Consider the following 23757-nt stretch of genomic DNA (forward strand, 5'->3'; position numbering starts at 1 on the left):
TCTTTAATTCCAATCCTGTTTCCATTCATCCTTGATGGCATGATAAGCTGCAACAGGATCTTCAGCTTGGGTAATGGGACGTCCCACTACGATATAGTCACTACCGATTTGATAAGCATCCGCTGGCGTCATGACGCGTTTTTGATCTCCTACTGCAGCACCTGCAGGACGAATGCCCGGTGTCAGACAGATAAAGTCTTGGCTGGTAGCTTCTTTGATGACTTGCACTTCCTGAGCCGAGCAAACAACACCATCTAAGCCCGCTTCAGCTGTCTTCTTGGCATAATGAATCACAGACTCTTGCAGGCTGGTTTGGATGTTTTGAAAATCTTGCATCTGAGCTTCTGATGTTGATGTGAGCTGAGTGACAGCAATCAATTTTGCTTTACTTCCAAGACCTTCACGCGCAGCCTTCATCATCTCTACACCGCCAGCAGCATGAACATTGGTCATATCCACACCAAGCTGAGATAAGACCTTCATAGCTGATTTGACTGTATTGGGAATGTCATGAAGCTTGAGATCCAAAAAGACACTGTGACCCAGACCTTTCAAGTAAGATACAATCTCAGGACCTGTTGCGTAATAAAGCTCCATCCCTACCTTTAGGTAAAGACTTTCTTCTGCTGGGAAAAGGGCTAAAAATTCCTTGACCGCCTCAAAACTAGGAAAATCAAGAGCAATGACTGGACGATGTTCTCGCATAGGTTTCTCCTTTTACCTTTGCTAGTGAGAGAGGCTGGCCACAAGAAGCCACGAAAAAAGGAACCTGCCAACAGCAAGGTTCCACGAAAAATGGGTAGTCTCCACCCTTTCACCGTCTAACCTTAGCTGCCTCTCTGGACTGCTTTAAAGGTTTTTTACTATTCTATTATTTCTACTAGCACTTGTCAAGTAAAAACATGCAACGCTTTTTAAAGCGTCTTTTAAATCCCATGACCTATCGAAAAGGCTGGCCTTGTGCTTCAAATTTTCATAGTGTTCTTTTTTAGAATGACTTCAAAAACTGTTCGCAGCAAAAAATATAAAATTGTTTCCGTTGCTTTTGAACGATACAAATCGTATGACTTCGTGACTGATAAAAATCTAGATGAATATCTTGAGACCGAAGAAATCGACATCCCTGGGTATGATAAAGCTACATTTGTAGGAACAAGGGAAGGCACTTTGAAATACGACGTTTTTTATCCGCATTTTTACTTTACGCACTATTACAAAACTGTGGGCGGAGTAGATATCGAACCTGACAGTTACGTAGTAAACGATAAAACGGAAGCTTTCGAAGAGCAAAGGCGAGCGGACTACAAGCGCTATAAATTCCTGAAAGACTTCTGCAAGAAAGCAGAAAAAATTATGGTTCGGCGACTACTAAAAAAGAGGTTTTTGACCTCTTTTTCTTTTCATTTTATATAGCCGTAGTATCACAAAAAGTCCGAAAAACTGCAATTTTTCGGAAAGATAATTTCCTAAAAGAAAGCATCTTGGAAACTCCCAAAAGCCTTGGCGCTATAGGTTTCTCTAGTGATAGATAGGTCAAAAAATTATCTGAAAAGTTCCCAGGATCGTCGTCTCAGCATCAAAAATACGTCTTTTCTGCATGAAAAAACGCAAAATCAGCCTTCTCTATACAAAAAAAGAGGGGGAACCCTCTTTTTATTATTGTACGTTATCTACTGCATATTGAGCTTCTTCATCAGTGAATTTTTCAAAGTTTGTAAGTTGATCTTTAAGACTATCTTTTGACATGCCCAAAGTACTTTGGTAGTTTTTAGCTTTCTCTACTGCTGCTTTCTTCCAGTCGATTCCTGCGTTTTCTACTGCATAATCAGCAGCATCTTCAGGGAACTTCTCGAAATCTACAAGTTGGGTTCTCATACCTTCTTTTGAAAGACCAATCGTTTTGTCATAAGACTGCGCTTTTTTCACTGCGTTCTTAAATTCAGCAGAAACATTCTTGTCTTCTTTCTTTTCCTCTTTTGGTTTCTCTTCAGACTTAGCTTCTTCTTTCTTTTCAGTTTTTGCTTCTGTTGCAGTAGAGTCCTTTTTATCAGGTTTTGGAGCAAAGATTCCAATAACTACTAAAACTGCAAAAACAATACCTACGATTTTTAAAATCTTCTTCATTTTTCTTCTTCCTATCAGCTTTTTTTGTGGTTCAGGAGTTGCACATAATAAGTAATTTAATTTTATAATACTAATTTTGAAAATGCAATTATTATCCGTAGTCTACGGCTTGCTTATAGTATCTTTATAAAGATTTACGCCATAGGCAACAGTCCATAAAGTGGCTATAGCCATGCTAAAAAGTGCGTCAGTATAGTACAAAGTGATAAAAAGCAAAGCTACTAAATTAGGAAAAACTGTAGTTCCTGCTATCTTTACTAGTATCATCTTATTCATGCCCCTATCAAGTTTCGCAAGCAACTCTTGCTTTTTACGTTCTAATTCTAAACAAGTTTCCTCGTCTGTTTCATTCACGTAGTTTGGATTGCTCCACGTAGGCACGTTGGACTTGCTTTCTTTTGGTTTTCTTGGTTTGGTAGATTTTTCTGGGATATCATTATAATTGGCTTTATAAAACGCTTCTGCTTGTCCTGCTGTCCTTATGTCATTTTCTGCCCACTCTCGCAAAATTTTCAAAGTGTAGTTGAAAGATCTAGCTTTTTTAGCTTTCTTTATCTCGTCAGCAAGTTCAAGAACTTTTAGGGCTTCACTTCTATCAAAAAACTTGGAAAGTTCTATAAAAGCTTACTAAAGAACTATGAGAGAAATGTAAACCCTAGCGACGCGATGAACGCTGACTTGTTTGGTTTCGATTGCTCTCTTCCTCCAGCTTTTTCTTCTCTTCTTCCAATTTATTCTGCTGTTCTTCCAGCCTTTTCTTCTCTTCCTCTTTCTGTTTCTTCTCAGCTTCCTTAGCCTCTTGTTTGGCTTTTTCCTCAGCCTCCATAATTAATTTATCCGCCACTGTGTAGCTGTAAATTCCAGCTTCCATGTCGACCACACTCGGTTCTGACAATTGTGTCTTAATCTTACTGTAGTAAGGCAATTTCTTGCTCATTTCAGATAGAGGAACCAAGACCTCGTCCGAATCATTCATAGTCAATCGAATTAAATCTGAAGTCACCTTGCTTGGGGCTAATTCTACCTTTTGGATAGCAGACTTGAGTTCTGGACTAATTTGAGCAAGTTCTGACGTAAAGGTCTTGATTTGTTCGCTGTCATTAAAGAGAACTGATATATAAGTTTCTGGCAGACTCACCAAACTCACCGAACTGGTCTCAAGCTGACCGCTTGAAAGGATTGGATAATGACTTTCTCCAGAAACATAGTAGGCCACAATATCATATTCCTTAACCTTGATTGTAAACTTGGTTGGAAATTGATAGACAAGCTGAGCTGATTCAACCCAATAGTTAGACTTGATCTGCTCTTCATATTTTGCCTTGTCTAGCAGAAGGTTAATCGTATAATCCGAATCCTGAATGCCTGAAGCCTGTCGAATATCATCATCTGTAGTTTGCACTGTTCCCTCAACACGAATATCTTTCATGGTCGCATAAGGGCTGAGCAAGTATGCAGAGACAACCAATAAAAGCAGACTGAGAAACAAAATCGAGATAGCCCGCCAGACATGAACTCCTGGAATTTTCGGTTTGACCGGTTTTTCCTTTACAGGCTTTTTATCTGCCTTTTTATCCTCTTTCTTTGGCTCTTTGGACTTTGATTCTTCTTTGGATACTTCTTTTTTGACCTCTTCTGACTCTTCTACTTTTTCTTTAGCATCTTCCTTAGCTGATTTTGGGTCTTTTGGTTCAGATTCACTCTCTTGGTCCTCAGTTGCATCTGACTTTTCAGATTTCGAAGCCATTCGAGCTTGTCTTTCCTTTTCCTTCTCCTTAGCTAGGGCCGCCTCTTCTTCAGCCTTCTTTTTTAGATATTCCTGATTTCGTTTCTGCCATTCTGATAACTCTTTAAATTCTTCGAGGATTTCTTTGCCCTCATTTTTCTTATCTTTTGACATTTACTTTCCTTATGATAAATCTTTTTTCAACAATTGATAAAAATCTGCTAGAGATTTCAATTCCTTAGAAGCCTTCATCTTAGCTTGATAGTCTTCCTTGTGAGTTAGTAAGTGAGAAAGCTTCTCTTCTAAACTGTCCAAGGTCAAATCGCTTTCTTGAAGCTCTTCTGCATAGCCTTTTTTTACAAAGTAGGCTGCGTTCTCAATCTGGTCTCCACGACTAGCTTCACGACCAAGTGGCACAATAACATGTAATTTTGCCATGGCTAAGAGCTCAAAAATCGTATTGGCACCACCACGTGTCACAACAATATCAGCCAATTCCATCAAGGGTTGATAGAGATTGGTCACATAGTCAACACGAAAGAGATTTTGGCTCAACTCATTCAGGCTAGAATCTCCAGTTAGATTGATAATATTGTAGCGCTCTGTCAGTTCTTTCTTATGGTCTGTCACCAATTGGTTAAAGACACGAGCGCCTGCAGAACCACCAACAAACAATACTGTTGGCAATTTAGGATTAAAGTGGGTTTGGATATCCACCAATTCATCTGGTTCCGGAGTGTTTTGGTCTGAAACCTTTGTCACTGCTCCCACATGCTCGACCTTAGACAAACTTGAAGATTGCTCAAAGGTTGAATACATCTTCGTCGCAAATTTATAGGCGATTTTATTGGCCAAGCCCATGGACAAGTCAGATTCGTGAATAAAGACAGGAACTCCTGAAACACGGGCTGCGATAACAGGTGGCACAGAGACAAAGCCTCCCTTTGAAAAAAGTGCTTGTGGACGAAGTCGCAACATGATAAAGAGAGATTGGACAATTCCCCATCCAACTTTAAAGACGTCCAGCATATTTTGCCAAGAGAAATAACGACGCAATTTGCCAGTCGCAATGGAATGGAAGGTGACATCAAGACCCGACTTGAGGATTTCTTGGTGTTCAATCCCACGCTTGTCCCCAATATAGTGAACTTCCCAGCCATCTTCGATGAACTTAGGCATTAACAAAAGGTTGAGGGTCACGTGTCCAACCGTCCCCCCACCTGTAAAGACAATTTTTTTCATATTATTCCTTTAACTCCGCTACTGTGTCGATAAAGAGGTCGCCACGTACTTCAAAGTTAGCATACATATCCCAGCTGGCATTGGCAGGACTGAGAAGAACCACATCTCCTTGAGTCGCAAGCTCGTAGGCCTTGCGGGTTGCATCTGCAATATCAGTCGCATCCACATAAGCCACACCAGCCTTGTCTGCTGCCCGTTTAACACGTTCTGCAGACTGACCAAGGATGACCATCTTCTTGAGTCCAGTAATATCTGGCACCAATTCGTCAAACTCATTACCACGGTCCAAACCACCTGCAATCAAGACGACCTTGCTGTTGTCAAATCCTGACAAGGCTTTTTGAGTAGCCAAGATATTGGTTGACTTGCTATCATTATAGAATTTGACACCCTTGATTTCATCCACAAATTGGAGACGGTGTTTGACACCACCAAAGGCTGAAAGAGTTTCTTTGATGGTTTGGTTGTCCACACCACGAAGCTTGGCTACAGCAATCGTCGCAAGGGCATTTTCCACATTGTGGCTACCTGGAACTCCGATTTCATTCGCTGCCATGACCACTTCCCCACGGAAGTAGAGCTGACCATCTTCCAAATAAGCTCCATCAACCTTTTCCTGTGTTGAGAATGGTACAACTGTAGCTTGTGTTTTAGTAGCCAATTCTTTTGCCAAGTCTTGGTTAAAGTTCAAGACAAGGAAATCAGCCGCTGTCATCTTGTTCTGGATATTCCATTTGGCTGCTACATATTCCTCAAATGATCCATGATAATCGATATGAGTTGGCATGAGATTGGTAATAACCGCAATCTCTGGATGAAATTCTTTCACACCCATCAGTTGGAAAGAAGAAAGTTCCATGACAAGTGTGTCCTTGTCTGTCGCAGTTTGGGCCACTTGACTGGCAGGATAGCCGATATTTCCTGATAAGAGACCATGTTGACCAGCAGCAGTCAAAACTTCCCCGACCATCGTCGTTGTGGTTGTTTTTCCATTTGAACCTGTGATACCGATAATTGGTGCTTCTGAAATCAAGTAAGCCAATTCCACCTCAGTCAAGACTGGAATTCCCTTTGCGAAAGCCTTTTCAATCATGGGATTGCTGTAAGGTATACCTGGATTTTTCACCATGAGGGCAAAGTCTTCATCCAAGAGTTCCAAAGGATGACCACCTGTGATAACCTTGATCCCTTCTTCCAACAAACTTTGCGCAGCTGGATTGTCCTCGAATGGTTTCCCGTCATTTACTGTCACAATAGCACCTAGTTTATCCAACAAACGAGCTGCAGATTCACCAGACTTGGCCAAACCTAAAACAAGGACTTTCTTATTTTTAAACTGATCTATTACTTTCATGTCTCGAACTCCATTTCTACTCTTACTATTTTACCATTTTTATGGAAATAATTCTAAACGAAAATGCTCATATTCAGCATTCTAACAAGCAAAAAGAGAGCCGAAACTCTCTTTTTATCTTCTTTTACTTTTATTGACCGACATGAGGGTAATATCTCGCAAGCTAAAGTATGCTAGGAAGAGCATGGCGATTGCAATAAAGAATTCTGTCGGTAGCTGAAAGATTTGCAGAACTGACAACATGAGCAAAATCAAAAGTGCTACGAAAGCAAAGACGACAAGGACGATATTGACTGTCCCTTTAATGCTTTCTGGTGTCGCAAATACATAGAGTAGTAATAAGAGGAGTCCTATGATTAAATAAACCATCTTTATCTCTTTCTAGCTCTTATTCAGCTGATTTTTTCTTCTTGTTAGCTTTCTCACGCTCTGCCTTGTTAAGGATTTGTTTACGCAAACGGATAGACTCAGGCGTTACTTCCATGTACTCATCGTCGTTCAAGAACTCAAGAGACTCTTCAAGTGTCAAGATACGAGGAGTCTTAATAACAGCTGTTTGGTCCTTAGTAGCTGAACGGACGTTGGTCATTTGTTTTGCCTTAGTGATGTTAACTGTCAAGTCATTTTCACGAGAGTTTTCACCGATAATCATTCCTTCGTAAACTTCAGTACCTGGGTTGACAAAGATCGTACCACGTTCTTCGATAGACATGATTGAGTATGTTGTAGCCTTACCAGCATCGATAGAAACAAGAGCACCACGGTGACGACCACCAATTTCACCTGGAATCAATGGCAAGTATTGATCGAAGGTATGGTTCATGATACCGTAACCACGAGTCATTGACAAGAACTCAGTTGAGTATCCAATCAAACCACGCGCTGGAACAAGGAAGACCAAACGAGTTTGACCATTACCAGTTGAAATCATATCCAACATTTCACCCTTACGTTCAGAAAGGCTTTGGATAACAGACCCTTGGTATTCTTCTGGAGTGTCGATTTGAACACGTTCAAATGGTTCACATTTAACACCGTCGATTTCTTTTACAATAACTTCTGGACGAGATACTTGAAGTTCATATCCCTCACGACGCATTGTTTCGATAAGAATTGACAAGTGCAATTCTCCACGTCCTGAAACAGTCCATTTATCTGGTGAATCAGTTGGGTCAACACGAAGGGAAACGTCTGTTTGCAATTCTGCCTGCAAACGTTCTTCCACCTTACGAGAAGTCACCCATTTACCTTCTTTACCAGCAAATGGTGAGTTGTTGACCAAGAAAGTCATTTGAAGAGTTGGCTCATCGATGTGTAGGATTGGAAGAGCTTCAACTGCGTCTGTCGGAGTAATAGTTTCGCCGACAAAGATATCTTCCATACCTGAAACGGCAATCAAGTCACCTGCTTTGGCTTCTTGAATTTCACGACGTTCCAAACCAAAGAAACCAAAGAGTTTTGTAACACGGAAGTTTTTAGTTGTACCATCAAGTTTAGAAAGGGTAACTTGGTCCCCAACCTTAACAGTACCACGGAAGACACGACCGATACCGATACGTCCAACGAAGTCGTTGTAGTCCAAAAGTGACACTTGGAACTGCAAAGGCTCATCTGAGTTATCTACTGGAGCTGGGATATGGTCGATAATTGTGTCAAAGATTGGTGCCATAGTAGCTTCTTGGTCAGCTGGATCATCTGACAATGAAGAAGTTCCGTTGATCGCTGAAGCATACACCACTGGGAATTCAAGCTGGTCGTCATCAGCCCCAAGCTCGATGAAAAGTTCCAATACTTCGTCCACTACTTCAGCTGGACGAGCTGATGGTTTATCGATTTTATTGACAACCACGATTGGGACAAGATCTTGTTCCAAAGCTTTTTTCAATACAAAACGAGTCTGTGGCATTGTTCCTTCGTAGGCATCTACGACCAAGACAACACCGTCAACCATTTTCATGATACGCTCAACTTCTCCACCGAAGTCCGCGTGTCCTGGGGTGTCCATGATGTTGATACGAGTTCCGTTGTAGGCAACGGCTGTATTTTTAGCAAGGATGGTAATTCCACGCTCTTTCTCGATATCATTCGAGTCCATAGCACGCTCAGCCAATTCAGTACGTGCATCAAGCGTTTCTGATTGTTTCAATAATTCGTCAACGAGGGTTGTTTTACCGTGGTCAACGTGGGCGATAATCGCAATGTTACGGATATCTTCTCTTAATTTTGTCATGATTTCCTCTATAATATTCAAAATTTATTTTCTAACTGAACGATTATACCATAATTTCAAGTAAATAACATAACTCAAGCAAGTGTAAATGTTTTCACTCTGCTTTTCTTTTCACGTCAAGCCTTTTCAAAGTATACAACTTATGATAAGATAGGCACAGTATGCGTTTAGATAATTTATTAGCCCAAGAAAAAATCAGCCGAAAGGCCATGAAACAAGCCTTACTTAAAGGGGAAATTCTAGTCGATGGTTGCCCAGCCCGCTCCCTAGCCCAGAATATCGATACAGGGCTACAAGAACTCCTTTTTCAGGGCCAAATCATTCAAGGTTATGAGCACACCTACCTTATGCTTCATAAACCTGCTGGTGTCGTGACAGCCAACAAAGACAAGGAACTTCAAACTGTCATGGACCTCCTGCCACCTGACATCCCGTCTGACCAGCTCTATGCTGTCGGTAGACTGGACCGAGATACGACTGGTCTCCTCCTCGTGACCGATAACGGCCCTTTGGGTTTTCAACTCCTTCATCCTCAGTATCATGTCGATAAGACTTATCAAGTTGAGGTTAATGGACTCCTGACACCTGACCATATTCAAGCCTTTCAAAAAGGAATTATCTTTTTAGATGGTACTGTCTGTAAACCTGCAAGGATAGAAATTCTATCTGCAAGTCCTTCCCACAGTCAAGCCTCTATCACCATTTCAGAAGGAAAATTTCATCAAGTCAAGAAAATGTTCCTCTCGGTTGGCGTTAAGGTGACCTCTCTCAAACGCACCCATTTTGGACCTTGGAGTTTGGATGAGAATCTAAAAGAAGGAGATTATCGCCCCCTAAACTCGGAAGAATTAGCAAACATTCGTGACTTTCTCAGAAAAGTGGTTAAAAAATGAGCTCGGAAAATATCCAAGCTCGTTTTCTTATTTCTCAACTTTGACTTTCCCTTTCCAAGAATCCAAACCATAAGAAAGGATATAAATCTCAGAAAAACCTTGTTTTTTCAAGTAAAGGGCTGCATTTGTGACACGTTGCGCACGTTGGTTTTCGTAAAGAAGGACAGGTTTATCTTTACGAAGGGCTGCAAGACTAGTCTTCAACTGACTTGAAGGAATATTGCGTGCACCAAGGATATGTTTTCTGTGAAATTCAGCTGGGTCGCGCAAATCAATCAATTGACCTGTACGAATCAAGGCTTCAAACTCCTCATTGTCTACAATTTTAGCCGCACGGCGAATACGAAGATAGTTAAAACCCATCCACGCCAACATTGCTAGTATAAGTGCCCACAAAATCCAAGTAACCATTAGTTCTTTTCTCCATTTTTCTCAATATAATCCAATTCTACCTTGTGCTCTCTGCGAAGAACCGCTTCTGCCTCTAGATAGTCTAATTTGTCCATTAAACCTGCATCATAGATCCGTGAGAGTTCGAGCTTCATCAGTTCAATATCGTATAAGCGTTTTCCCATGTAAACAATAATACCAAATTGTTTGAGGAACTGCTGCACATCGTAGAATGTTTTCATAAGACTCATTCTAGCAAAATTTTGTGTTTTTTTCAAGAAGAGACTCACACAAGAAGTATCAGAGAAATTAAAAAAGCTGCATCTTCTGCAACTTTTTAATCTGGTGGAAAATAGCCCAACTGCTCAGCGATATGAATCGCCTCCTGCCTGTTAGTCACTCCCAATTTTGAAAAGATATTGGCCAAGTGATTGGAAACTGTACGTTTACTCACATAGACCTTGTCACAGACATCATCAATGGTCAAGCCATTTCTAACCAGTTCTAGTATCTCGATTTCTCGTGGTGTTAGCACCTCTACCATCACTTCATCTGAAAAGACCTTACCACCTAGATAAATCTTTTCCAATTTTTTCACCAACTCATCTGGGTTCATACTTTTGTCCAGAAATCCATAAGCTCCCATAGCTTTAGCTCGGTGTTCATACATCTTTTTGCTGTATCCCGTCAAAATAACAACCTTACTAGAACAACCATTGTCGATAATCTCTTGTGCCAAGGTCAGCCCATCATCTTGATACAGACTCGTCAGGTTGATGTCAATCAAAATAATGTCGTAATCATTAAAAGAAATCTCCGAAATAGTCGAAAAATTATCCACTAACTGGACCTTTTTAATGTTTTCCGATAATTCTAAAATCATCTTGATACTTTGGCTAAATAATCTATGATCATCAATTAACAAAATTTTCATAACACAACTCCTTATCAATCGGGAGAGTAATTTCTACACGAAATCTCTTATTATTTTCAAAAATCTGCATCTGACCACCTAAAACACTAATTTTATTAGACATATTTTTCAAGCCATAACCTAAGGATTTTTTTGTTTGAAGGCAGTCATTTTCAGAAATGATAAAAATAGCGTCATCATGCACATCAATCTTCAAAGAAATTGTTCCACCACTAGCGTACTTAACAGCATTGGTCGCCAACTCCTCAACCAGACGATAGGCAATTTTATCGTAAGGAGATAAAAGCCTAAAGTGGGCAGGAAACTGTGTGACGACTTCATTTTCTGCGTGATAGCGCTTGACAATCCGATTAATCAGCCCTTGATACTGGATGTCTAACTGCTCGTCTGTTTCTACCATTGGCTGATAATAATCCATCCGCTCACGAATCCGCTGAACCAACTCCTCTGTCACCAGATTGATCTGTTCACCAAAAGCTTGATTGCTACTATATTTATTGAAATTTTTTATTGCCATCACATTTTGCAGGATTTCATTGTGAAGAAATTCGGAGAACTGTTGTTCTGTGTCTTCATTTGCCAGCAGACTTTTCACCATACGATTACGCTTTAAAAAGAGAACTTTTACATAATCCCTAGCATCTAGCATCTCAGCAGAACGAAAGAGACGAATCAATTCTTCCGAACAAATCCCGAACAATAGTAACATGATATTCAAGACCAAAAAGCTCGTGTTTAAATCTAGACGAAAGATGATGAAAATGCCTACTAACAAAAACATAACCAGTAAAAACAAGCGTGAAAAAGCTTTTATATAGGACAATTTCAACTCTGATACCCTTTTTTGAAGAGAGCTGACAATCGTTTTGAAGTGTAAAAAAGCTAAGATACCAAGAATTTCTAGATACCAGACTAGGTTCATCACTCCTGAGCCCGTCGTATTGATATACAAAAAGAAATAAGAAAGAGGCAATATTAAAGCTAATATCCACAAATTTCGTCTCTGATACTTGAGTTTACTTTTCAACTCTTTATGATATAAAATCAGTAAAATCAAGGGAACAAGGTTTAAAAAGAAAGACGCAAACAAGGACAGAAATAGAAAAATTGAAGGACTTAACAGATACGAACTAATGGTGATTAGTGTCAACACAAAGGACACACTCAACAGTTCTTCTCCTATTTTCTCTCCCAGAAAGATAATAGACAGAGAACTATACACCAATAAAAAAGAGTTGAGCGGATGAAGAATATCAAAAAAGTGCAACAGGGTGCTCGCAACTCCTTGATTAAATATGGATTGCCAGCTAATGAGAAACATCATCAGGAGCAACCAAAGTTTCAACTCACTATAGCGAAAGGTCACAATATTACAAATATAGCTGAATACAATTAAAGAAATAATCAGCAATAAAACCATCTGCAAGGAAAAATCTGTCGAAAAGTCCAGAGGAATCCTATAATAAATATAAATCATTAAAGCTAGATGATTAAAAATCGTCAACCACCACAATAAAAGTGAGTTTTTCGAGAGCGATTTGACAAACTGTTTCATATGTATCCACTTCCTGAACTACTTTAATATCATTATAACACAATACCAGAATTGTCGGATAGGCAACTCTGGTATTTGACTTAATTTTCAATAATTTCCCAACTTACTCTGTAAGTCACTAGCAGGTAAAGGACAAAGAGTAAGACCGCTACTCCCAGATAGGTGATATCTATAGAAATGCTGGTATTAGCGAAATTCTCAAAATAGCCCAAAAGAGCGGTACTCAAGGCAAATGCTAGCGGACCTGCGATGACCAGCGGAACCAAGAAATAACTTAGAATCTGTTGCAAAAGAATAAAGCGATTTTGCTTTCTCTTGTTCCCAAGAAGGTATAAGATTTGATAATCATTGACACTATCCAAAGCGCTTGTAGAAGTTTGAAGGGACAAGATACTGAGGGAAATAATGATAAAAATAACACTGACAAAAATCATGACAAAGACAATGACGCCCATAAATCCAAGATAAATCTCAAAAATTCTTCCTTTCGTTTGATAGACGAACGAATTCAACTCTTCTCCATCACGAGTGAAGTAGTATTTTTCAATCCACTGACTCAAGAATGTTTCTACTTCCCGTTTGTCTATATTTTCCTTGAAATTGGCAACATAGGTCGTGTGGTCTTCCGTCAATCCAACTACTACCTTATCTGGTACAATCAAGGTTCCTGAGTCATTTGTAGTTACTGAAGATAAAAAGTAAACTGTTTCAAGTGGCTTTGAAGAGGCAAGGTTGAGAGAACGACCGTTAATCATGAAGGTTTTGGTCGTTGATAGAAAGTCCTGGATCTGCTTGGCAGTTCCTTTATAATTGGCATTGACTAGAAATTGGTCTTCTGACAAGTCAACCGCTTTTTTCCCTTGCAGTTTGCGGAGATGATTGTAGGCAGAAATTCCTAAAATCGGTACTTTTGATTCAGGAAGTTTCTTATCATGATCCCAGAGATTGCTAGTATCAATCAAATCTTTATAAGTTAAATCACTAGAATAGATAGGGCAGCTGTACTCCTCTTTGATGAGGTTAAAGTCAAAGCCATCGGCTTTCAATCTGTCTTTGACAGATTCCTGAGAAAATTGAAACTCTTTACCACGGTAGAGATTGACAGTTACATCATAAGGTGAGTATTTGTTCAGCTCTCGGTTCATAGTCGTATAGGCACTACCACTAAAAACGAGTAAGCTGAGAGCTAGTGTCAAGGTCAAGGATAAGACAGCCAACGTGACCGAATTACTATCAGCTTGTTTTGAAAATTGACGGATTTTAAAAGTGTTTAGTTTGTTATAGTAAGTTTGAGGCAGTTTTCTAAGGGAAATCAAGACAAAATGGCTTAAAGTATTGTAAAACAAAATCACAAAAATCACGAAGACAGATACCAGCAAGATACCCCAGCTTTTCAAGAATGATAGATGGTGATAGTCTGAAAAATAGAGAGCACCAAAACCGATAACAGCTGTCGAAAGAATAAAGAGAAGTGCTTGAAGAACTGGCTTGCCTTTTGCCAAGACAGATTTCTTGACCCCATTTTCTTGAATGAGTGCAATGATATTTTTCTTTCTAAAGGTAAGAATGTCCATGACACCAACAATAAAACTGGTTACCAAATAGGAATAAACTAGTAAGATAACAGACTTGCTATCAAAGAAAAGCATACTACCAAAGTAATTGGCCATAAAAAACTCAGATGCAATCTTAGCTAGAATGACCAGTAAGATCAATCCAAGCAAGAAACCTAGAATCAAGGAAAAGATATTGACCAGCATGGTTTCAAAGAACAGGGTACGGATAATCTGCTTCTTCTTCATTCCCAGCGTTGCATAAAGTCCCAGCTCTTTCTTGCGCCGTCCCAGCACAAAATTTGTGGCGTAAACGATGAGAAAGGCAATCGCCGATAGAATCAGATAGGAAAGCAAGCCCATGTACTGGCTCATCACCGTCGTCAACATTTCCTTTGCCCCTGATAAACTTTGCATCACTGGATGGCTTGGTAAAGCATTAAAAGCGTAGAGCAAGCTATAAATCAATGTCAGACTGAAAAAATAGATGGTATAAGTCTGTAAATTTCGAAATACATTTCGTAAAATCAATTTTGGATACATACTCTCACCCTCCTATCTGGTACGACTGTAAATCTCTTGCAAATACTGTTCATTAGATAAGCTGTTACGTTCCAAATCATCCATAATCTTTCCATCTCTAAGTAGCACCATCCGTGAAGAGTACTTTGCTGCGGCAGGGTCATGCGTAACCAGTAAAATGGTAATACCAAAACTTTTATTGATTTCCTGCAAAAGTGCCATCAGTTTTTCAGAATTGGCAGAGTCCAAGGCTCCTGTCGGCTCATCTGCGATAATCAGTTTAGAATCATCAATCAAGGCTCTAGCAGTTGCCACGCGTTGTCGCTGACCACCTGATAACTGATTAGGAAACTTATCTTTTAAGTTTTGGATGGCCAACTTATCCAAAATTTCCTCAATCTTATCCTGATGTTTTTTGATATTTTTCCCCTGAATTTGAAGAGGTAGAACAATATTTTCATAGACCGTCAAGGTTTCCACCAAGTTGTAGGCTTGGAAAATATAGGAAATGTTTTTGGCACGATAGTCAGCTAGTTCATTTTCCTTGGCATGGATGATGTCAAAATCTTCAAATCGAATCTCACCTGACGTTGGTTTATCAATCGTTGAAATACAGTTGAGGAGTGTTGTTTTTCCACTACCACTGGCACCCATAATTGCCAGAAAGTCACCTTTTTCAACGGACAAGTTCACATCTAATAAAGCATGAACGATATTATCCCCTTGACCAAATATTTTCGTTAATCCTGTTACAATAAGCTGTTTCATCATTTCATTCCTCCGTTTCTTTATTACTCTCTTATTATACGGTTCCTTTCAATGTTTGGCATGAGTATTTTGTGCAATATATTCAAGTAATAAAAAAACCGATGCCTTTTTCAGGTATCGGTCGATGTTGATTATTTGCGATCGTTTCTTTTTTTCATAAAGTAAACAATCCCTATGACAACAACTCCTAAGACCAGTACAGGTGCATAGAATTCTAGTGTTCCAATAATTCCTTCCATTTTATCCTCCTGTCAAAAAATAGAGAGTTTTATTCATAGCGCACGTTTGACGAAATACATTCATAAGAATATGCAAACCACCAAGCACAGCGCCCCTGTGCTGTTAATCTAACAGCCGTACCCTAACCCAGCAGCAGATTTTCCATCCAATTCTTGGCTATTAATTTCCACAATCCAAAGAATCAATCTCAAAGTTGTCTTGTTCTATTTGTATTTCTCCCCGTAAATATAACACCAAATCAAAATGTTGTCAATATTTTGTAATAAAACACTAGAATTTTCCTTTTGTTTTATCTAACAGCGAACATCATTTCTCGTACACTCATAGGAATAGGTGAAACACAATCCACAGAGACCTGCTAGTGTCATTTTAAAAGCTGTGTACCACTAGCTTCTGATTGCCCGGAAAGTTCTTGCTTTTCAACCTCAAAACTTAGAGAATCAATCTCTGAACGATTTGTATTTTTAGCCATAAAGTTGCCTCCTTCCTTCTTTTGGATGATCATCTTTACAATAACTAGTATAAACTCTAGTACTGGATAAATAATGAGTAAATCGTGCAAATTTCTTATTTTCGAAGAAAATTTTTATAGTGCCCAATTAAAAAACAGCTAAACAATACCTTGCTCAGCTACTTTTTTAACTTATTTACTAAATGATTTAGAAGTTTCTTCTTAACTACTTTACAGAGACTTACACAATGCTCCTGATTTCCCTATCATCTTTGGCGATTCTGACGCAAGTGTGGTACAATAAAAACATGAGAATTCAACAATTACATTATATTATCAAAATCGTCGAAACTGGCTCCATGAATGAGGCAGCCAAGCAACTCTTTATCACTCAGCCGAGTCTTTCCAATGCTGTGAGAGATTTGGAAAATGAAATGGGCATTGAAATCTTTATTCGTAATCCTAAGGGGATCACCTTGACCCGTGATGGGATGGAGTTCCTCTCTTATGCCCGTCAGGTTGTCGAGCAGACCCAGCTTTTGGAGGAACGTTATAAAAATCCTGTTGCCCACCGCGAACTCTTTAGCGTTTCGTCTCAACACTATGCCTTTGTGGTCAATGCCTTTGTCTCTCTACTCAAGAAAAGTGACATGGAGAAATACGAGCTTTTCCTTCGTGAAACTCGTACTTGGGAAATTATCGACGACGTCAAGAACTTCCGTAGTGAGGTCGGTGTCCTCTTCTTAAACAGCTACAACCGTGATGTTTTAACGAAAATGCTGGATGATAACCACCTGCTGGCTCACCATCTCTTCACAGCGCAACCGCATATCTTTGTCAGCAAGACCAATCCTCTGGCAAAAAAAGACAAGGTGAAACTATCTGATCTAGAAAACTTCCCTTATCTCAGCTATGACCAAGGGACGCACAACTCCTTCTACTTTTCAGAAGAGATTCTCTCGCAGGAATACCACAAAAAATCTATCGTAGTCAGCGACCGTGCTACCCTCTTTAATCTCTTGATTGGTTTGGATGGTTATACCATTGCGACAGGTATTTTGAACAGCAACCTCAACGGAGACAATATCGTTTCTATCCCACTGGATATTGATGATCCAATTGAGCTGGTCTATATCCAGCATGAAAAAACCAGCCTGTCTAAGATGGGCGAACGCTTTATCGACTATCTCCTAGAAGAAGTCCAGTTTGATAGTTAATACTCTTTGAGTTTCATTGAGTATGAAAATACCTCTAAATCGAATAACCTAAAAACCTCAAGAACTAGCTTTCAACCCTAGTTCTTGAGGTTTTTTCTCCAGTAGCAAATCAAAAGTTTTTTAAAAAATCTTATTTTTTAAACCAAAATATAGAGAGTATTAAAACGAGGACAAGTCCAACTCCCACAACCAGTCCAAATACTGGAATATTTTCAAATAACGTTTGCTCTGGCTGTGTCTTCTCACTACTGTCTTGAGTTGATTCTGCCACTGTGTCGCCTTGTTTCGCTACTTCTTGTTCTGCTTTTTTCTCAATTTTCTTAGGACCATAAGTTGGATTTACAAAAGTTACTAGCTTGGAAGGTTTAGAATAGTCTTCCTCCCCTTCTTTTACTACCCACAATACATTATATAAAGTTCGCCCTTCTAGTACCATACCATGTTCGAGTCTATGACCAGAAGGCAAACCTCCACCTAAACCGACACTAAAAGCAAACTCTTGATCCTCCTGATTATCTTTTAAGACAATAAATCCGTTCTCACTCACTTTTTTAAGACAGGATAATTTCCCTCTAATATCTCCATCTTTAAAAGTTCCAGTATAGCTACCATCATCTCCTAAAATAAGTGATGAAGCTCTACCAGGTTTAGTACCATTATTTGGCTCTTTATTAATCCAAATACCTACTAACTCAGATGGCAAAGGAATTTCATCTCCAATTTTGGCATCGACAAGGGACTTGGGCATGGGAGGATTAGGATCCATATTATCTCCAATGATTGGGAGATTTAGAGAAGTATATTCAATAGTTGAGGTATCTATTTTTGTTTTAGAATCAAGGTTTAATTCATCTAAGTCACCTTCTCCTGCTCTAAATTCACCTTTTTTAATTAACGTTGGCTCCTTATTTTCTTTAGAAAGTTGGAACAATCTATATGATACAATTCCTGGAGAACTTTCGAACACCATAATACTGCCATCTGTATAGGTATTAATAACTGTCCCCATTCTAAAGCTTGTATCCCAAAATCTATCAAATAATGGAGTGGGAGTATTACCATTCATATAGTATACTTCAAACAGTTCCCATTTTTCACCATTAGTAAGACCAATTAATAATTCATCAGTCCCATTTCTATCAATGTCTTTCAAAGCGTAACCAAGTCTATTAGCATTATTTTCAAATAGATGTTTACTCTCCCACTTCTCAGTAATTTGTGGCAATAGTTGGTTGTAGTCAGTACTATCAGCTTGGGCTGAATTCACTAATGAAAATAAGCCGCAAAACAAACCCAAACAGGTAATTATTTTTATAATTTTCTTCATGTTATTTCTAATTTTAATTTCACCTATATAAATTAATAAATGTTATTCTGATGGTAATGGTTATGTGTGTGATAATGATTTTCTTGAACACGTAAATTTCTCAAGTAATCAACTGCTTCTTCTGTATTTCTACGGATTCCATCTAACTGCTGTAATTGTAACGTTTGAACATAATTGTTGTATCTTAATGCTTGAAGCATTTTCTTAGTATCAATATATTGTTCCCTTTGTAACTGTAGCATTTCTTTCTGATAATTCAACTGTAATTCTTTATATTTTGTATCATCATATAAATTTACTAGTTCCTTCATATTATCAGCTTTGAAATTTTCTAAAGCTCCTATGACAATTAACAATTTAGCAAAGTTTTCAAGTGATATTCCTTTGTCTCCTTTTTCAAATTGACTTAGGAACTGTGGTGATACAATATCTGAGGCAGCTTCCTTTAGGCTGAGCCCTCGTGCTTCACGCAGGTACTTAAATGTAGCTCCAAATGGGTATAGATTTTCCATAAATAATCTCCTTACATACTTCTAAAACTATTAGACAAAAATTTAGAGAAAAAAATGGAGAAAGAAAACTATAGTTACAAAATACTAGAATTCTATGCTATTTTTTATTTTTATGAACAAGATTGAAACTATAGTTTAAATAGCGAAAAATTTAAATATCTATTATGGTATGATAAGGTAAAGAATAGCTAAAAAGGAAGCTTGTTATACTAGTATAACAAGGATTGACTTACCACTCAATCCTATTCTATCAGCTATCAAAGGAGAAAATGACATGAGAAGAACTTAAAGGATTGACACTAGAAAAATATCATATTTACTTTCATAGTTATCATAAAATTTTTGAAACATAGAAATATATAAGGAGTTTTGTTATGAGAAACAGAAATGGATTGTTGTTATTAGGTGCACTACTTGCTAGCGCTAGTTTAGCAGCTTGTTCATCATCTATGGATACAAAAGGAAAAGGTATCGTTCAGTTAATGAACGACAATCAAGAGAGAGTTTTCTATAGTGTGATCGATTCTAATGATGATGCATTACCTGGAAAAGATGAAAGAATAAACTACGTCTATATCACAAAAGGAGGAAAACTGAACGGGTACGAAATAGGCGGAGGGACTGTTGGTGCAGCCGTAGAGCTTCATATGGATGAAGTTGTAGGCAAAAACATCAATGAAGTTAGAAAATTAGCTGAAGAAAGATCAAAAAGAAGTTTTGAAATCGATAAAGTTAAAGCTAAGGCGATAACAGATGGATCAGGGAATAACACTACAAAAGAAGAGATAAAATTATATGTTAACGATGAAAATAAACCATCTTACCTTACTTACGTATCTCTAACTAGTGGACAAATTCGCGATAAATACTATGCCGGATATATTGCATACACTTCCAGCGTCGTTTCTTCTGGAGATTTACTCATTACCGAAGTTTCTAAAGGAAATGCAATAGGCTTTGATAAAGTAGATGGTGAAATTGTGAAAGAGAAATAATAAAAAAGAGGTCGCCACCTCTTTTTTATTTTTTCAAGTTGTCCATTGCATACTTGACCTCTTCATCCCTAAATTGTTCGCTTTGGAGTCCATCTCTGGTATCGGAAATTGCAAAGTCTGGTTCTGGCGCAGATTGTTTCAACTCTTTAGCTCTTTCTAGCGCGATTTCCTTCCAATCAATACCTGCATTTTCTACTGCGTATTTTGCCTCTTCAGGTGTAAAGCGATTTTCTCTTTGTAACTCACTCTCGGTGTTGAAACTTGATAAGTGGTTGTTTTTAGCATAGTCCTTAGCTTTTTCTATTGCAGCTTTTTTCCAATCAACATCTACATTATCAATAGCGTAGTTGACTTCTGGGTCATCAAATCCGTCTTCGTAGTCTAACTTTTCTTTAATAACTTTTCTTGAAACGAGAGGAGTTTTAGCATACTCTTTAGCTTTTTCCAATGCATTTTGCTTCCAATCAATACCCACGTTATTAAGTGCGTATTTTATAGCCTCTTCAGAAAAGTCTTCTTCCAACAATTTTTTTCCATAGCATTGTAAGAAAGGTTAAGACTTTTATCATACGATTTAGCTTTGTCTAACGCTTCTTTTTTTTCTTTTTCTTTGTTTTTTTCAACTTGTGCAGTTTTAGTTTCTGTGTTTTCAGATTTTGAACCACAGGCAACTACAGTAGTCGCAAGAAAAACAATCAGCCCTACTAAACTAGCTAAAGTTATTAATTTTTTGAATTTCATTCATATTCTCCTTTTATACAATTTCCTAAGCCAGTAGCTTTTAAGGTACTGGCTTAGGCTGTTAATGTGTAGTCTATTTTACTCGGTTAAAGGTTTGATCTGGCTCTTGAAGATAGAGTTCTTTATCTTTTAACATATATTTTGTTTTTCCTATTTCTCTTCCTTCATCGTCTGTTATTGTCAATACTTTCTTTTGTTTATTAATTTTCACTAATCTTTTTTCTTTGTCTCCGTCTGAATCTTCAGAGGTGACGGTCCCAGCATTTCCTTTAATCACCATGACTAAATGATCACGTCTTGTTAAAATTTCATAAGTTCCATCTAAGGGATCACTGGTTAATTTACGAATTCCAAAGAACAGAACAAGAAAGATAGCTAGGCTTATCCCGATAGATTGTAGAGGTTTTGTTTCAAATAGTTTTTTAATCTTTTCAATGAGACCATTCATATCTAGATTTTCGATTTGTTTTCCAGCTTTTTCTACAAAAATTGACGCCTCTTTTTTGAGTGCTTCTACTTTATCAGGCTTCTCTGTAACTACTTCATTAATTGATTCTTCCATTCTTTCCGTAGTCTCATCGACTTTTTCTACGGTCACTTCTTCAGTATCTTCGACTTTTTCTACGATTACCTCTTCGTTCATTTGGTTTTCATGTTTTTCCATTATTTTCCCTTTTCTCCCAGTTCAAAAAAATTTTATTTTACCCACTTACCTGAGCCATCTACTTTGTAGCCATCTGGTGTACGTTCGTTAACTGCCATCTTACCATTTGACTTGAGATAGTAGTCACCTACCCATGTGTTACGAGCATAGCTTCCTTCTGATGTTAAGTAATAGTAAGAGCTATAGCTGCTATCATAAACCCATTCGCTCTTAGCCATTTTACCATTTGATTTGAGATAATAGCTACCTACCCAAGTGTTACGCGCATAGCTACCCTCAGATGTTAGGTAATAGTATGAACTATAGTTTTTATCGTAAATCCACTCGCTTTTAGCCATATAGCCACCTGACTTAAGGTAGTAGTTACCTGACCAAGCATTTTGAACAAAGTTACCTGAAGCATTTAGGTAGAAGTATGAATTATACTGAACATCAAAAATCCATTGATTGACTACTTTCACACCAGCTTTGTAGTAAGAAGAACCTGACCAACCAGTCTGACCTGAGTTAGAGTTAGTAGATTGTTTTGGAGTTTCAGTAGCTTTCGGTGTCTCTGAATTTGTTATAGGTACATATCCGTGATTTGATACTTTAAATACTTCTGACCGACCAAAATATCTTTTCCCAAAGTCTTTTTCACTATAAACATCAATATGATATCTTCCATCTTCAGCATATAGTAACCAAACATGGGATTGACTTCTAGTTTGATCCCCAAAACTATTAAAGTTATAACTAGATACAATAGCCCCTGTATCTTCATTAACTAAATCATAATACAAAGATGGATTATCAGTAGAAGAATTTCTTTTAATATCTACCAGCACACTTCCTGAATAAACCGGGTTCCCAGTAGTGGCTATCAATGTGATTTTCATGGGATTTTGAGTATCTTTTACACTCATATCTGTTAAGGCATGAACCTCTGTCGGTTTAGAAGCTACATAACCTACTGACAATAAAGCACCGGCTAGTAAAGAAGAAGCCAACATTTTTCTGTTTTTCATAATAAAACTCCTTATATATTTCTATTTTTCAAAAAATTTATGATAATTGTCTTATAACCTTAAAAGTAAATATGATAGTTTTCTAGCGTCGAGCATTTAAATTTTCTCCATTTCATTTTCTCCTTTGATGGCTGATAGAATAGGATTGAGTGATAAGTCAATCCTTGTTATACTAGTATAACAACCTAACTTTATTTCCTATCCTTTCCCTTATCATACCATAATAGATATTTAAATTTTTCGCTATTTAAACTATAGTTTCAATCTTGTTCATAAAAATAAAAAATAGCATAGAATTCTAGTATTTTGTAACTATAGTTTTCTTTCTCCATTTTTTTCTCTAAATTTTTGTCTAATAGTTTTAGAAGTATGTAAGGAGATTATTTATGGAAAATCTATACCCATTTGGAGCTACATTTAAGTACCTGCGCGAAGCACGAGGACTCAGCCTAAAGGAAGCCGCCTCAGATATCGTATCACCACAGTTCCTAAGTCAATTTGAAAAAGGAGAAAAAGGAATTTCACTTGAAAACTTTGCCAAACTTTTAATTGTTATCGGAGTTGAATGGAATGATTTTGTTCTCGCCTATGCAAATAAAGGTGGAGACTGCTTAGAATTACCTGCTATTGAATTTGGCAAGCATGTGGTCCATGAAGAAGATATCCTCACTTACATTGAAGAATACGAAAAATTATTTGATGTCTATCTAAAAGACAATCCACTTCAAGCAGAAATGATTTTTAAATCTATTAAATTAAGACATTATCCAACCATATCAAAGAGTCCAGAAACCATTGCCAGAATTCAAAACATTATCAAGCATTTAATGAAATCGGATGTCTTTAATAGTATCGAACTTGAAATTTATCGTGTTATCGTCAATCATTGCCCGATGGAACTCATTGACCATATGACCAAACAATTACTACTTATGTACAAAGAAAGTGCTAATACTGACACCTACATCCGTATTTTAAATGCTCTTACTTTCTCTGCAAAATACTTCTCTGAATTGGGCTACTATCAAAAGGCTGATGATATTATTAAAAAAATTAAATCACTTCAGACCTTCGAACGAGGCTATCTAGCTATTCCACTCATGTTCCTAGAAGTTGAACATGTTTACAATCAATTTAGATGGAATAAACCTGAGGCTATTCCTTTAGCGAAAAATCTATTTAATTATCTTCAAAGCGCAAAATTTATTGATCAGCAATACTACTCTAATTTTATAAACGCCTTCACTTATCATTGCCATGCATTAAATAAGACTGGTATTGATTTGTTCTAATCGTAAAAAAAAGTTGCTCC

26 protein-coding genes and 2 pseudogenes are annotated in these 23757 nt (G+C 37.8%); 6 read left to right on the forward strand and 22 right to left on the reverse strand.

Going from position 1 to position 23757, the window contains the following annotated elements:
• Positions 1-3 precede the first annotated feature (3 nt).
• Positions 4-705, reverse strand: coding sequence for an orotidine-5'-phosphate decarboxylase (pyrF, locus tag L0P31_RS07465; protein ID WP_238096348.1), 702 nt, complete (start codon positions 703-705; stop codon positions 4-6).
• 288 nt (positions 706-993) lie between these two features.
• Here pyrF and L0P31_RS07470 point away from each other — a divergent pair, with 288 nt between their 5' ends.
• The gene (locus tag L0P31_RS07470; protein WP_238096350.1) at positions 994-1413 is read left to right on the forward strand and encodes a hypothetical protein; all 420 of its coding nucleotides are present in this window, start codon (positions 994-996) and stop codon (positions 1411-1413) included.
• Positions 1414-1656: 243 nt separating this feature from the next.
• On the opposite strand, the gene L0P31_RS07475 is transcribed toward L0P31_RS07470, so the two are convergent.
• From L0P31_RS07475 to typA, 8 genes and pseudogenes are all read right to left on the reverse strand, one after another.
• Positions 1657-2124, reverse strand: coding sequence for an Ltp family lipoprotein (locus L0P31_RS07475; protein WP_238096352.1), 468 nt, complete (start codon positions 2122-2124; stop codon positions 1657-1659).
• A 276-nt stretch (positions 2125-2400) separates the two neighbouring features.
• Positions 2401-2517: pseudogene (locus tag L0P31_RS07480) on the reverse strand (DNA helicase); the annotation flags it as partial.
• A 75-nt stretch (positions 2518-2592) separates the two neighbouring features.
• Positions 2593-2742, reverse strand: a pseudogene (locus L0P31_RS09410) (DnaD domain protein); the annotation flags it as partial.
• A 37-nt stretch (positions 2743-2779) separates the two neighbouring features.
• Complete coding sequence (locus L0P31_RS07490; RefSeq protein WP_238096354.1) at positions 2780-4024, reverse strand: cell division protein FtsQ/DivIB; 1245 nt, start codon at positions 4022-4024, stop codon at positions 2780-2782.
• A 9-nt stretch (positions 4025-4033) separates the two neighbouring features.
• Positions 4034-5092, reverse strand: coding sequence for a UDP-N-acetylglucosamine--N-acetylmuramyl-(pentapeptide) pyrophosphoryl-undecaprenol N-acetylglucosamine transferase (locus L0P31_RS07495; protein WP_238096355.1), 1059 nt, complete (start codon positions 5090-5092; stop codon positions 4034-4036).
• A gap of 1 nt (position 5093) precedes the next feature.
• The gene (gene murD, locus L0P31_RS07500) at positions 5094-6446 is read right to left on the reverse strand and encodes a UDP-N-acetylmuramoyl-L-alanine--D-glutamate ligase (RefSeq protein WP_238096356.1); all 1353 of its coding nucleotides are present in this window, start codon (positions 6444-6446) and stop codon (positions 5094-5096) included.
• Between the two features lie 114 nt (positions 6447-6560).
• Complete coding sequence (locus tag L0P31_RS07505) at positions 6561-6815, reverse strand: DUF3165 family protein (protein ID WP_024056536.1); 255 nt, start codon at positions 6813-6815, stop codon at positions 6561-6563.
• A gap of 19 nt (positions 6816-6834) precedes the next feature.
• Positions 6835-8676, reverse strand: a complete 1842-nt coding sequence (typA, locus tag L0P31_RS07510) for a translational GTPase TypA (RefSeq protein WP_084946977.1) — start codon at positions 8674-8676, stop codon at positions 6835-6837.
• Positions 8677-8837: 161 nt separating this feature from the next.
• Between typA and L0P31_RS07515 the strand changes: the two genes are divergently transcribed.
• Complete coding sequence (locus L0P31_RS07515) at positions 8838-9569, forward strand: pseudouridine synthase (protein WP_238096358.1); 732 nt, start codon at positions 8838-8840, stop codon at positions 9567-9569.
• 27 nt (positions 9570-9596) lie between these two features.
• Here L0P31_RS07515 and L0P31_RS07520 read toward each other — a convergent pair whose 3' ends face one another.
• From L0P31_RS07520 to L0P31_RS07535, 4 genes are read right to left on the reverse strand one after another with little or no spacing between them, the layout of a single operon-like run.
• On the reverse strand, positions 9597-9980 hold the full coding sequence (locus L0P31_RS07520; protein WP_000259257.1) for a rhodanese-like domain-containing protein: 384 nt from the start codon (positions 9978-9980) through the stop codon (positions 9597-9599).
• Entirely contained in the window at positions 9980-10249 is a 270-nt protein-coding gene (locus L0P31_RS07525; RefSeq protein WP_000051786.1) for a YqgQ family protein, read from the reverse strand. Before L0P31_RS07525 ends, L0P31_RS07520 begins: the two co-directional genes overlap by 1 nt.
• 47 nt (positions 10250-10296) lie before the next feature.
• Complete coding sequence (locus L0P31_RS07530) at positions 10297-10893, reverse strand: response regulator transcription factor (protein ID WP_000698201.1); 597 nt, start codon at positions 10891-10893, stop codon at positions 10297-10299.
• Entirely contained in the window at positions 10874-11602 is a 729-nt protein-coding gene (locus tag L0P31_RS07535) for a sensor histidine kinase (protein ID WP_238096360.1), read from the reverse strand. The genes L0P31_RS07530 and L0P31_RS07535 overlap by 20 nt, the downstream gene beginning before the upstream one ends.
• A 534-nt stretch (positions 11603-12136) precedes the next feature.
• On the opposite strand from L0P31_RS07535, the gene L0P31_RS07540 reads away from it, so the two are divergent.
• Positions 12137-12289 (forward strand): hypothetical protein, encoded by a 153-nt coding sequence (locus L0P31_RS07540; RefSeq protein WP_225905579.1) that lies wholly within the window; start codon positions 12137-12139, stop codon positions 12287-12289.
• Between the two features lie 239 nt (positions 12290-12528).
• Here L0P31_RS07540 and L0P31_RS07545 read toward each other — a convergent pair whose 3' ends face one another.
• The 3 genes from L0P31_RS07545 to L0P31_RS07555 all read right to left on the reverse strand — a co-directional run bounded on the left by L0P31_RS07545 (position 12529) and on the right by L0P31_RS07555 (position 15530).
• Positions 12529-14544, reverse strand: coding sequence for an FtsX-like permease family protein (locus L0P31_RS07545; RefSeq protein ID WP_045611993.1), 2016 nt, complete (start codon positions 14542-14544; stop codon positions 12529-12531).
• 12 nt (positions 14545-14556) lie between these two features.
• Entirely contained in the window at positions 14557-15291 is a 735-nt protein-coding gene (locus L0P31_RS07550) for an ABC transporter ATP-binding protein (RefSeq protein WP_049501938.1), read from the reverse strand.
• 131 nt (positions 15292-15422) lie between these two features.
• Positions 15423-15530 (reverse strand): QVPTGV class sortase B protein-sorting domain-containing protein, encoded by a 108-nt coding sequence (locus L0P31_RS07555; protein WP_004256158.1) that lies wholly within the window; start codon positions 15528-15530, stop codon positions 15423-15425.
• A 760-nt stretch (positions 15531-16290) separates the two neighbouring features.
• Between L0P31_RS07555 and L0P31_RS07570 the strand changes: the two genes are divergently transcribed.
• Positions 16291-17199: a LysR family transcriptional regulator gene (locus L0P31_RS07570; protein WP_084926873.1), complete on the forward strand. Its 909-nt coding sequence runs from the start codon at positions 16291-16293 to the stop codon at positions 17197-17199.
• Between the two features lie 130 nt (positions 17200-17329).
• Here the strand turns inward: L0P31_RS07570 and L0P31_RS07575 are convergent, their stop codons facing one another.
• Positions 17330-18526, reverse strand: a complete 1197-nt coding sequence (locus L0P31_RS07575) for a hypothetical protein (protein WP_238096362.1) — start codon at positions 18524-18526, stop codon at positions 17330-17332.
• Between the two features lie 32 nt (positions 18527-18558).
• Positions 18559-19038 carry a helix-turn-helix domain-containing protein gene (locus L0P31_RS09465; protein WP_033686609.1) on the reverse strand — a complete coding sequence of 160 codons (480 nt, stop codon included), beginning with the start codon at positions 19036-19038 and terminating at the stop codon, positions 18559-18561.
• A 374-nt stretch (positions 19039-19412) separates the two neighbouring features.
• On the opposite strand from L0P31_RS09465, the gene L0P31_RS07585 reads away from it, so the two are divergent.
• On the forward strand, positions 19413-20033 hold the full coding sequence (locus L0P31_RS07585; RefSeq protein ID WP_024056543.1) for a hypothetical protein: 621 nt from the start codon (positions 19413-19415) through the stop codon (positions 20031-20033).
• A 25-nt stretch (positions 20034-20058) separates the two neighbouring features.
• On the opposite strand, the gene L0P31_RS07590 is transcribed toward L0P31_RS07585, so the two are convergent.
• From L0P31_RS07590 to L0P31_RS07605, 4 genes are all read right to left on the reverse strand, one after another.
• A complete protein-coding gene (locus L0P31_RS07590; RefSeq protein WP_191962383.1) occupies positions 20059-20556 on the reverse strand; it encodes an Ltp family lipoprotein in 498 nt (165 codons plus the stop codon).
• The gene (locus tag L0P31_RS07595; RefSeq protein ID WP_150922285.1) at positions 20526-20774 is read right to left on the reverse strand and encodes a hypothetical protein; all 249 of its coding nucleotides are present in this window, start codon (positions 20772-20774) and stop codon (positions 20526-20528) included. Before L0P31_RS07595 ends, L0P31_RS07590 begins: the two co-directional genes overlap by 31 nt.
• Positions 20775-20847: 73 nt before the next feature.
• Entirely contained in the window at positions 20848-21438 is a 591-nt protein-coding gene (locus L0P31_RS07600) for a hypothetical protein (protein ID WP_024056545.1), read from the reverse strand.
• Positions 21439-21470: 32 nt separating this feature from the next.
• Positions 21471-22445 (reverse strand): choline-binding protein C, encoded by a 975-nt coding sequence (locus tag L0P31_RS07605; protein WP_238096364.1) that lies wholly within the window; start codon positions 22443-22445, stop codon positions 21471-21473.
• A 386-nt stretch (positions 22446-22831) separates the two neighbouring features.
• Between L0P31_RS07605 and L0P31_RS07610 the strand changes: the two genes are divergently transcribed.
• Positions 22832-23737, forward strand: a complete 906-nt coding sequence (locus L0P31_RS07610) for a helix-turn-helix domain-containing protein (RefSeq protein ID WP_049502386.1) — start codon at positions 22832-22834, stop codon at positions 23735-23737.
• The last annotated feature ends 20 nt before the right edge of the window (positions 23738-23757 follow it).

Source organism: Streptococcus mitis, from assembly GCF_022137125.1.
Lineage (GTDB): Bacteria > Bacillota > Bacilli > Lactobacillales > Streptococcaceae > Streptococcus > Streptococcus mitis_CE.

Bases quoted from the DNA above. Each gene is read 5' to 3' on its own strand.
- pyrF (WP_238096348.1), bottom strand. From the start codon at position 705: ATGCGAGAACATCGTCCAGTCATTGCTCTTGATTTTCCTAGTTTTGAG.
- L0P31_RS07470 (WP_238096350.1), top strand. From the start codon at position 994: ATGACTTCAAAAACTGTTCGCAGCAAAAAATATAAAATTGTTTCCGTT.
- L0P31_RS07475 (WP_238096352.1), bottom strand. From the start codon at position 2,124: ATGAAGAAGATTTTAAAAATCGTAGGTATTGTTTTTGCAGTTTTAGTA.
- L0P31_RS07490 (WP_238096354.1), bottom strand. From the start codon at position 4,024: ATGTCAAAAGATAAGAAAAATGAGGGCAAAGAAATCCTCGAAGAATTT.
- L0P31_RS07495 (WP_238096355.1), bottom strand. From the start codon at position 5,092: ATGAAAAAAATTGTCTTTACAGGTGGGGGGACGGTTGGACACGTGACC.
- murD (WP_238096356.1), bottom strand. From the start codon at position 6,446: ATGAAAGTAATAGATCAGTTTAAAAATAAGAAAGTCCTTGTTTTAGGT.
- L0P31_RS07505 (WP_024056536.1), bottom strand. From the start codon at position 6,815: ATGGTTTATTTAATCATAGGACTCCTCTTATTACTACTCTATGTATTT.
- typA (WP_084946977.1), bottom strand. From the start codon at position 8,676: ATGACAAAATTAAGAGAAGATATCCGTAACATTGCGATTATCGCCCAC.
- L0P31_RS07515 (WP_238096358.1), top strand. From the start codon at position 8,838: ATGCGTTTAGATAATTTATTAGCCCAAGAAAAAATCAGCCGAAAGGCC.
- L0P31_RS07520 (WP_000259257.1), bottom strand. From the start codon at position 9,980: ATGGTTACTTGGATTTTGTGGGCACTTATACTAGCAATGTTGGCGTGG.
- L0P31_RS07530 (WP_000698201.1), bottom strand. From the start codon at position 10,893: ATGAAAATTTTGTTAATTGATGATCATAGATTATTTAGCCAAAGTATC.
- L0P31_RS07535 (WP_238096360.1), bottom strand. From the start codon at position 11,602: ATGTTACTATTGTTCGGGATTTGTTCGGAAGAATTGATTCGTCTCTTT.
- L0P31_RS07540 (WP_225905579.1), top strand. From the start codon at position 12,137: ATGAAGAATATCAAAAAAGTGCAACAGGGTGCTCGCAACTCCTTGATT.
- L0P31_RS07545 (WP_045611993.1), bottom strand. From the start codon at position 14,544: ATGTATCCAAAATTGATTTTACGAAATGTATTTCGAAATTTACAGACT.
- L0P31_RS07550 (WP_049501938.1), bottom strand. From the start codon at position 15,291: ATGAAACAGCTTATTGTAACAGGATTAACGAAAATATTTGGTCAAGGG.
- L0P31_RS07555 (WP_004256158.1), bottom strand. From the start codon at position 15,530: ATGGAAGGAATTATTGGAACACTAGAATTCTATGCACCTGTACTGGTC.
- L0P31_RS07570 (WP_084926873.1), top strand. From the start codon at position 16,291: ATGAGAATTCAACAATTACATTATATTATCAAAATCGTCGAAACTGGC.
- L0P31_RS07575 (WP_238096362.1), bottom strand. From the start codon at position 18,526: ATGAAGAAAATTATAAAAATAATTACCTGTTTGGGTTTGTTTTGCGGC.
- L0P31_RS09465 (WP_033686609.1), bottom strand. From the start codon at position 19,038: ATGGAAAATCTATACCCATTTGGAGCTACATTTAAGTACCTGCGTGAA.
- L0P31_RS07585 (WP_024056543.1), top strand. From the start codon at position 19,413: ATGAGAAACAGAAATGGATTGTTGTTATTAGGTGCACTACTTGCTAGC.
- L0P31_RS07595 (WP_150922285.1), bottom strand. From the start codon at position 20,774: ATGAAATTCAAAAAATTAATAACTTTAGCTAGTTTAGTAGGGCTGATT.
- L0P31_RS07600 (WP_024056545.1), bottom strand. From the start codon at position 21,438: ATGGAAAAACATGAAAACCAAATGAACGAAGAGGTAATCGTAGAAAAA.
- L0P31_RS07605 (WP_238096364.1), bottom strand. From the start codon at position 22,445: ATGAAAAACAGAAAAATGTTGGCTTCTTCTTTACTAGCCGGTGCTTTA.
- L0P31_RS07610 (WP_049502386.1), top strand. From the start codon at position 22,832: ATGGAAAATCTATACCCATTTGGAGCTACATTTAAGTACCTGCGCGAA.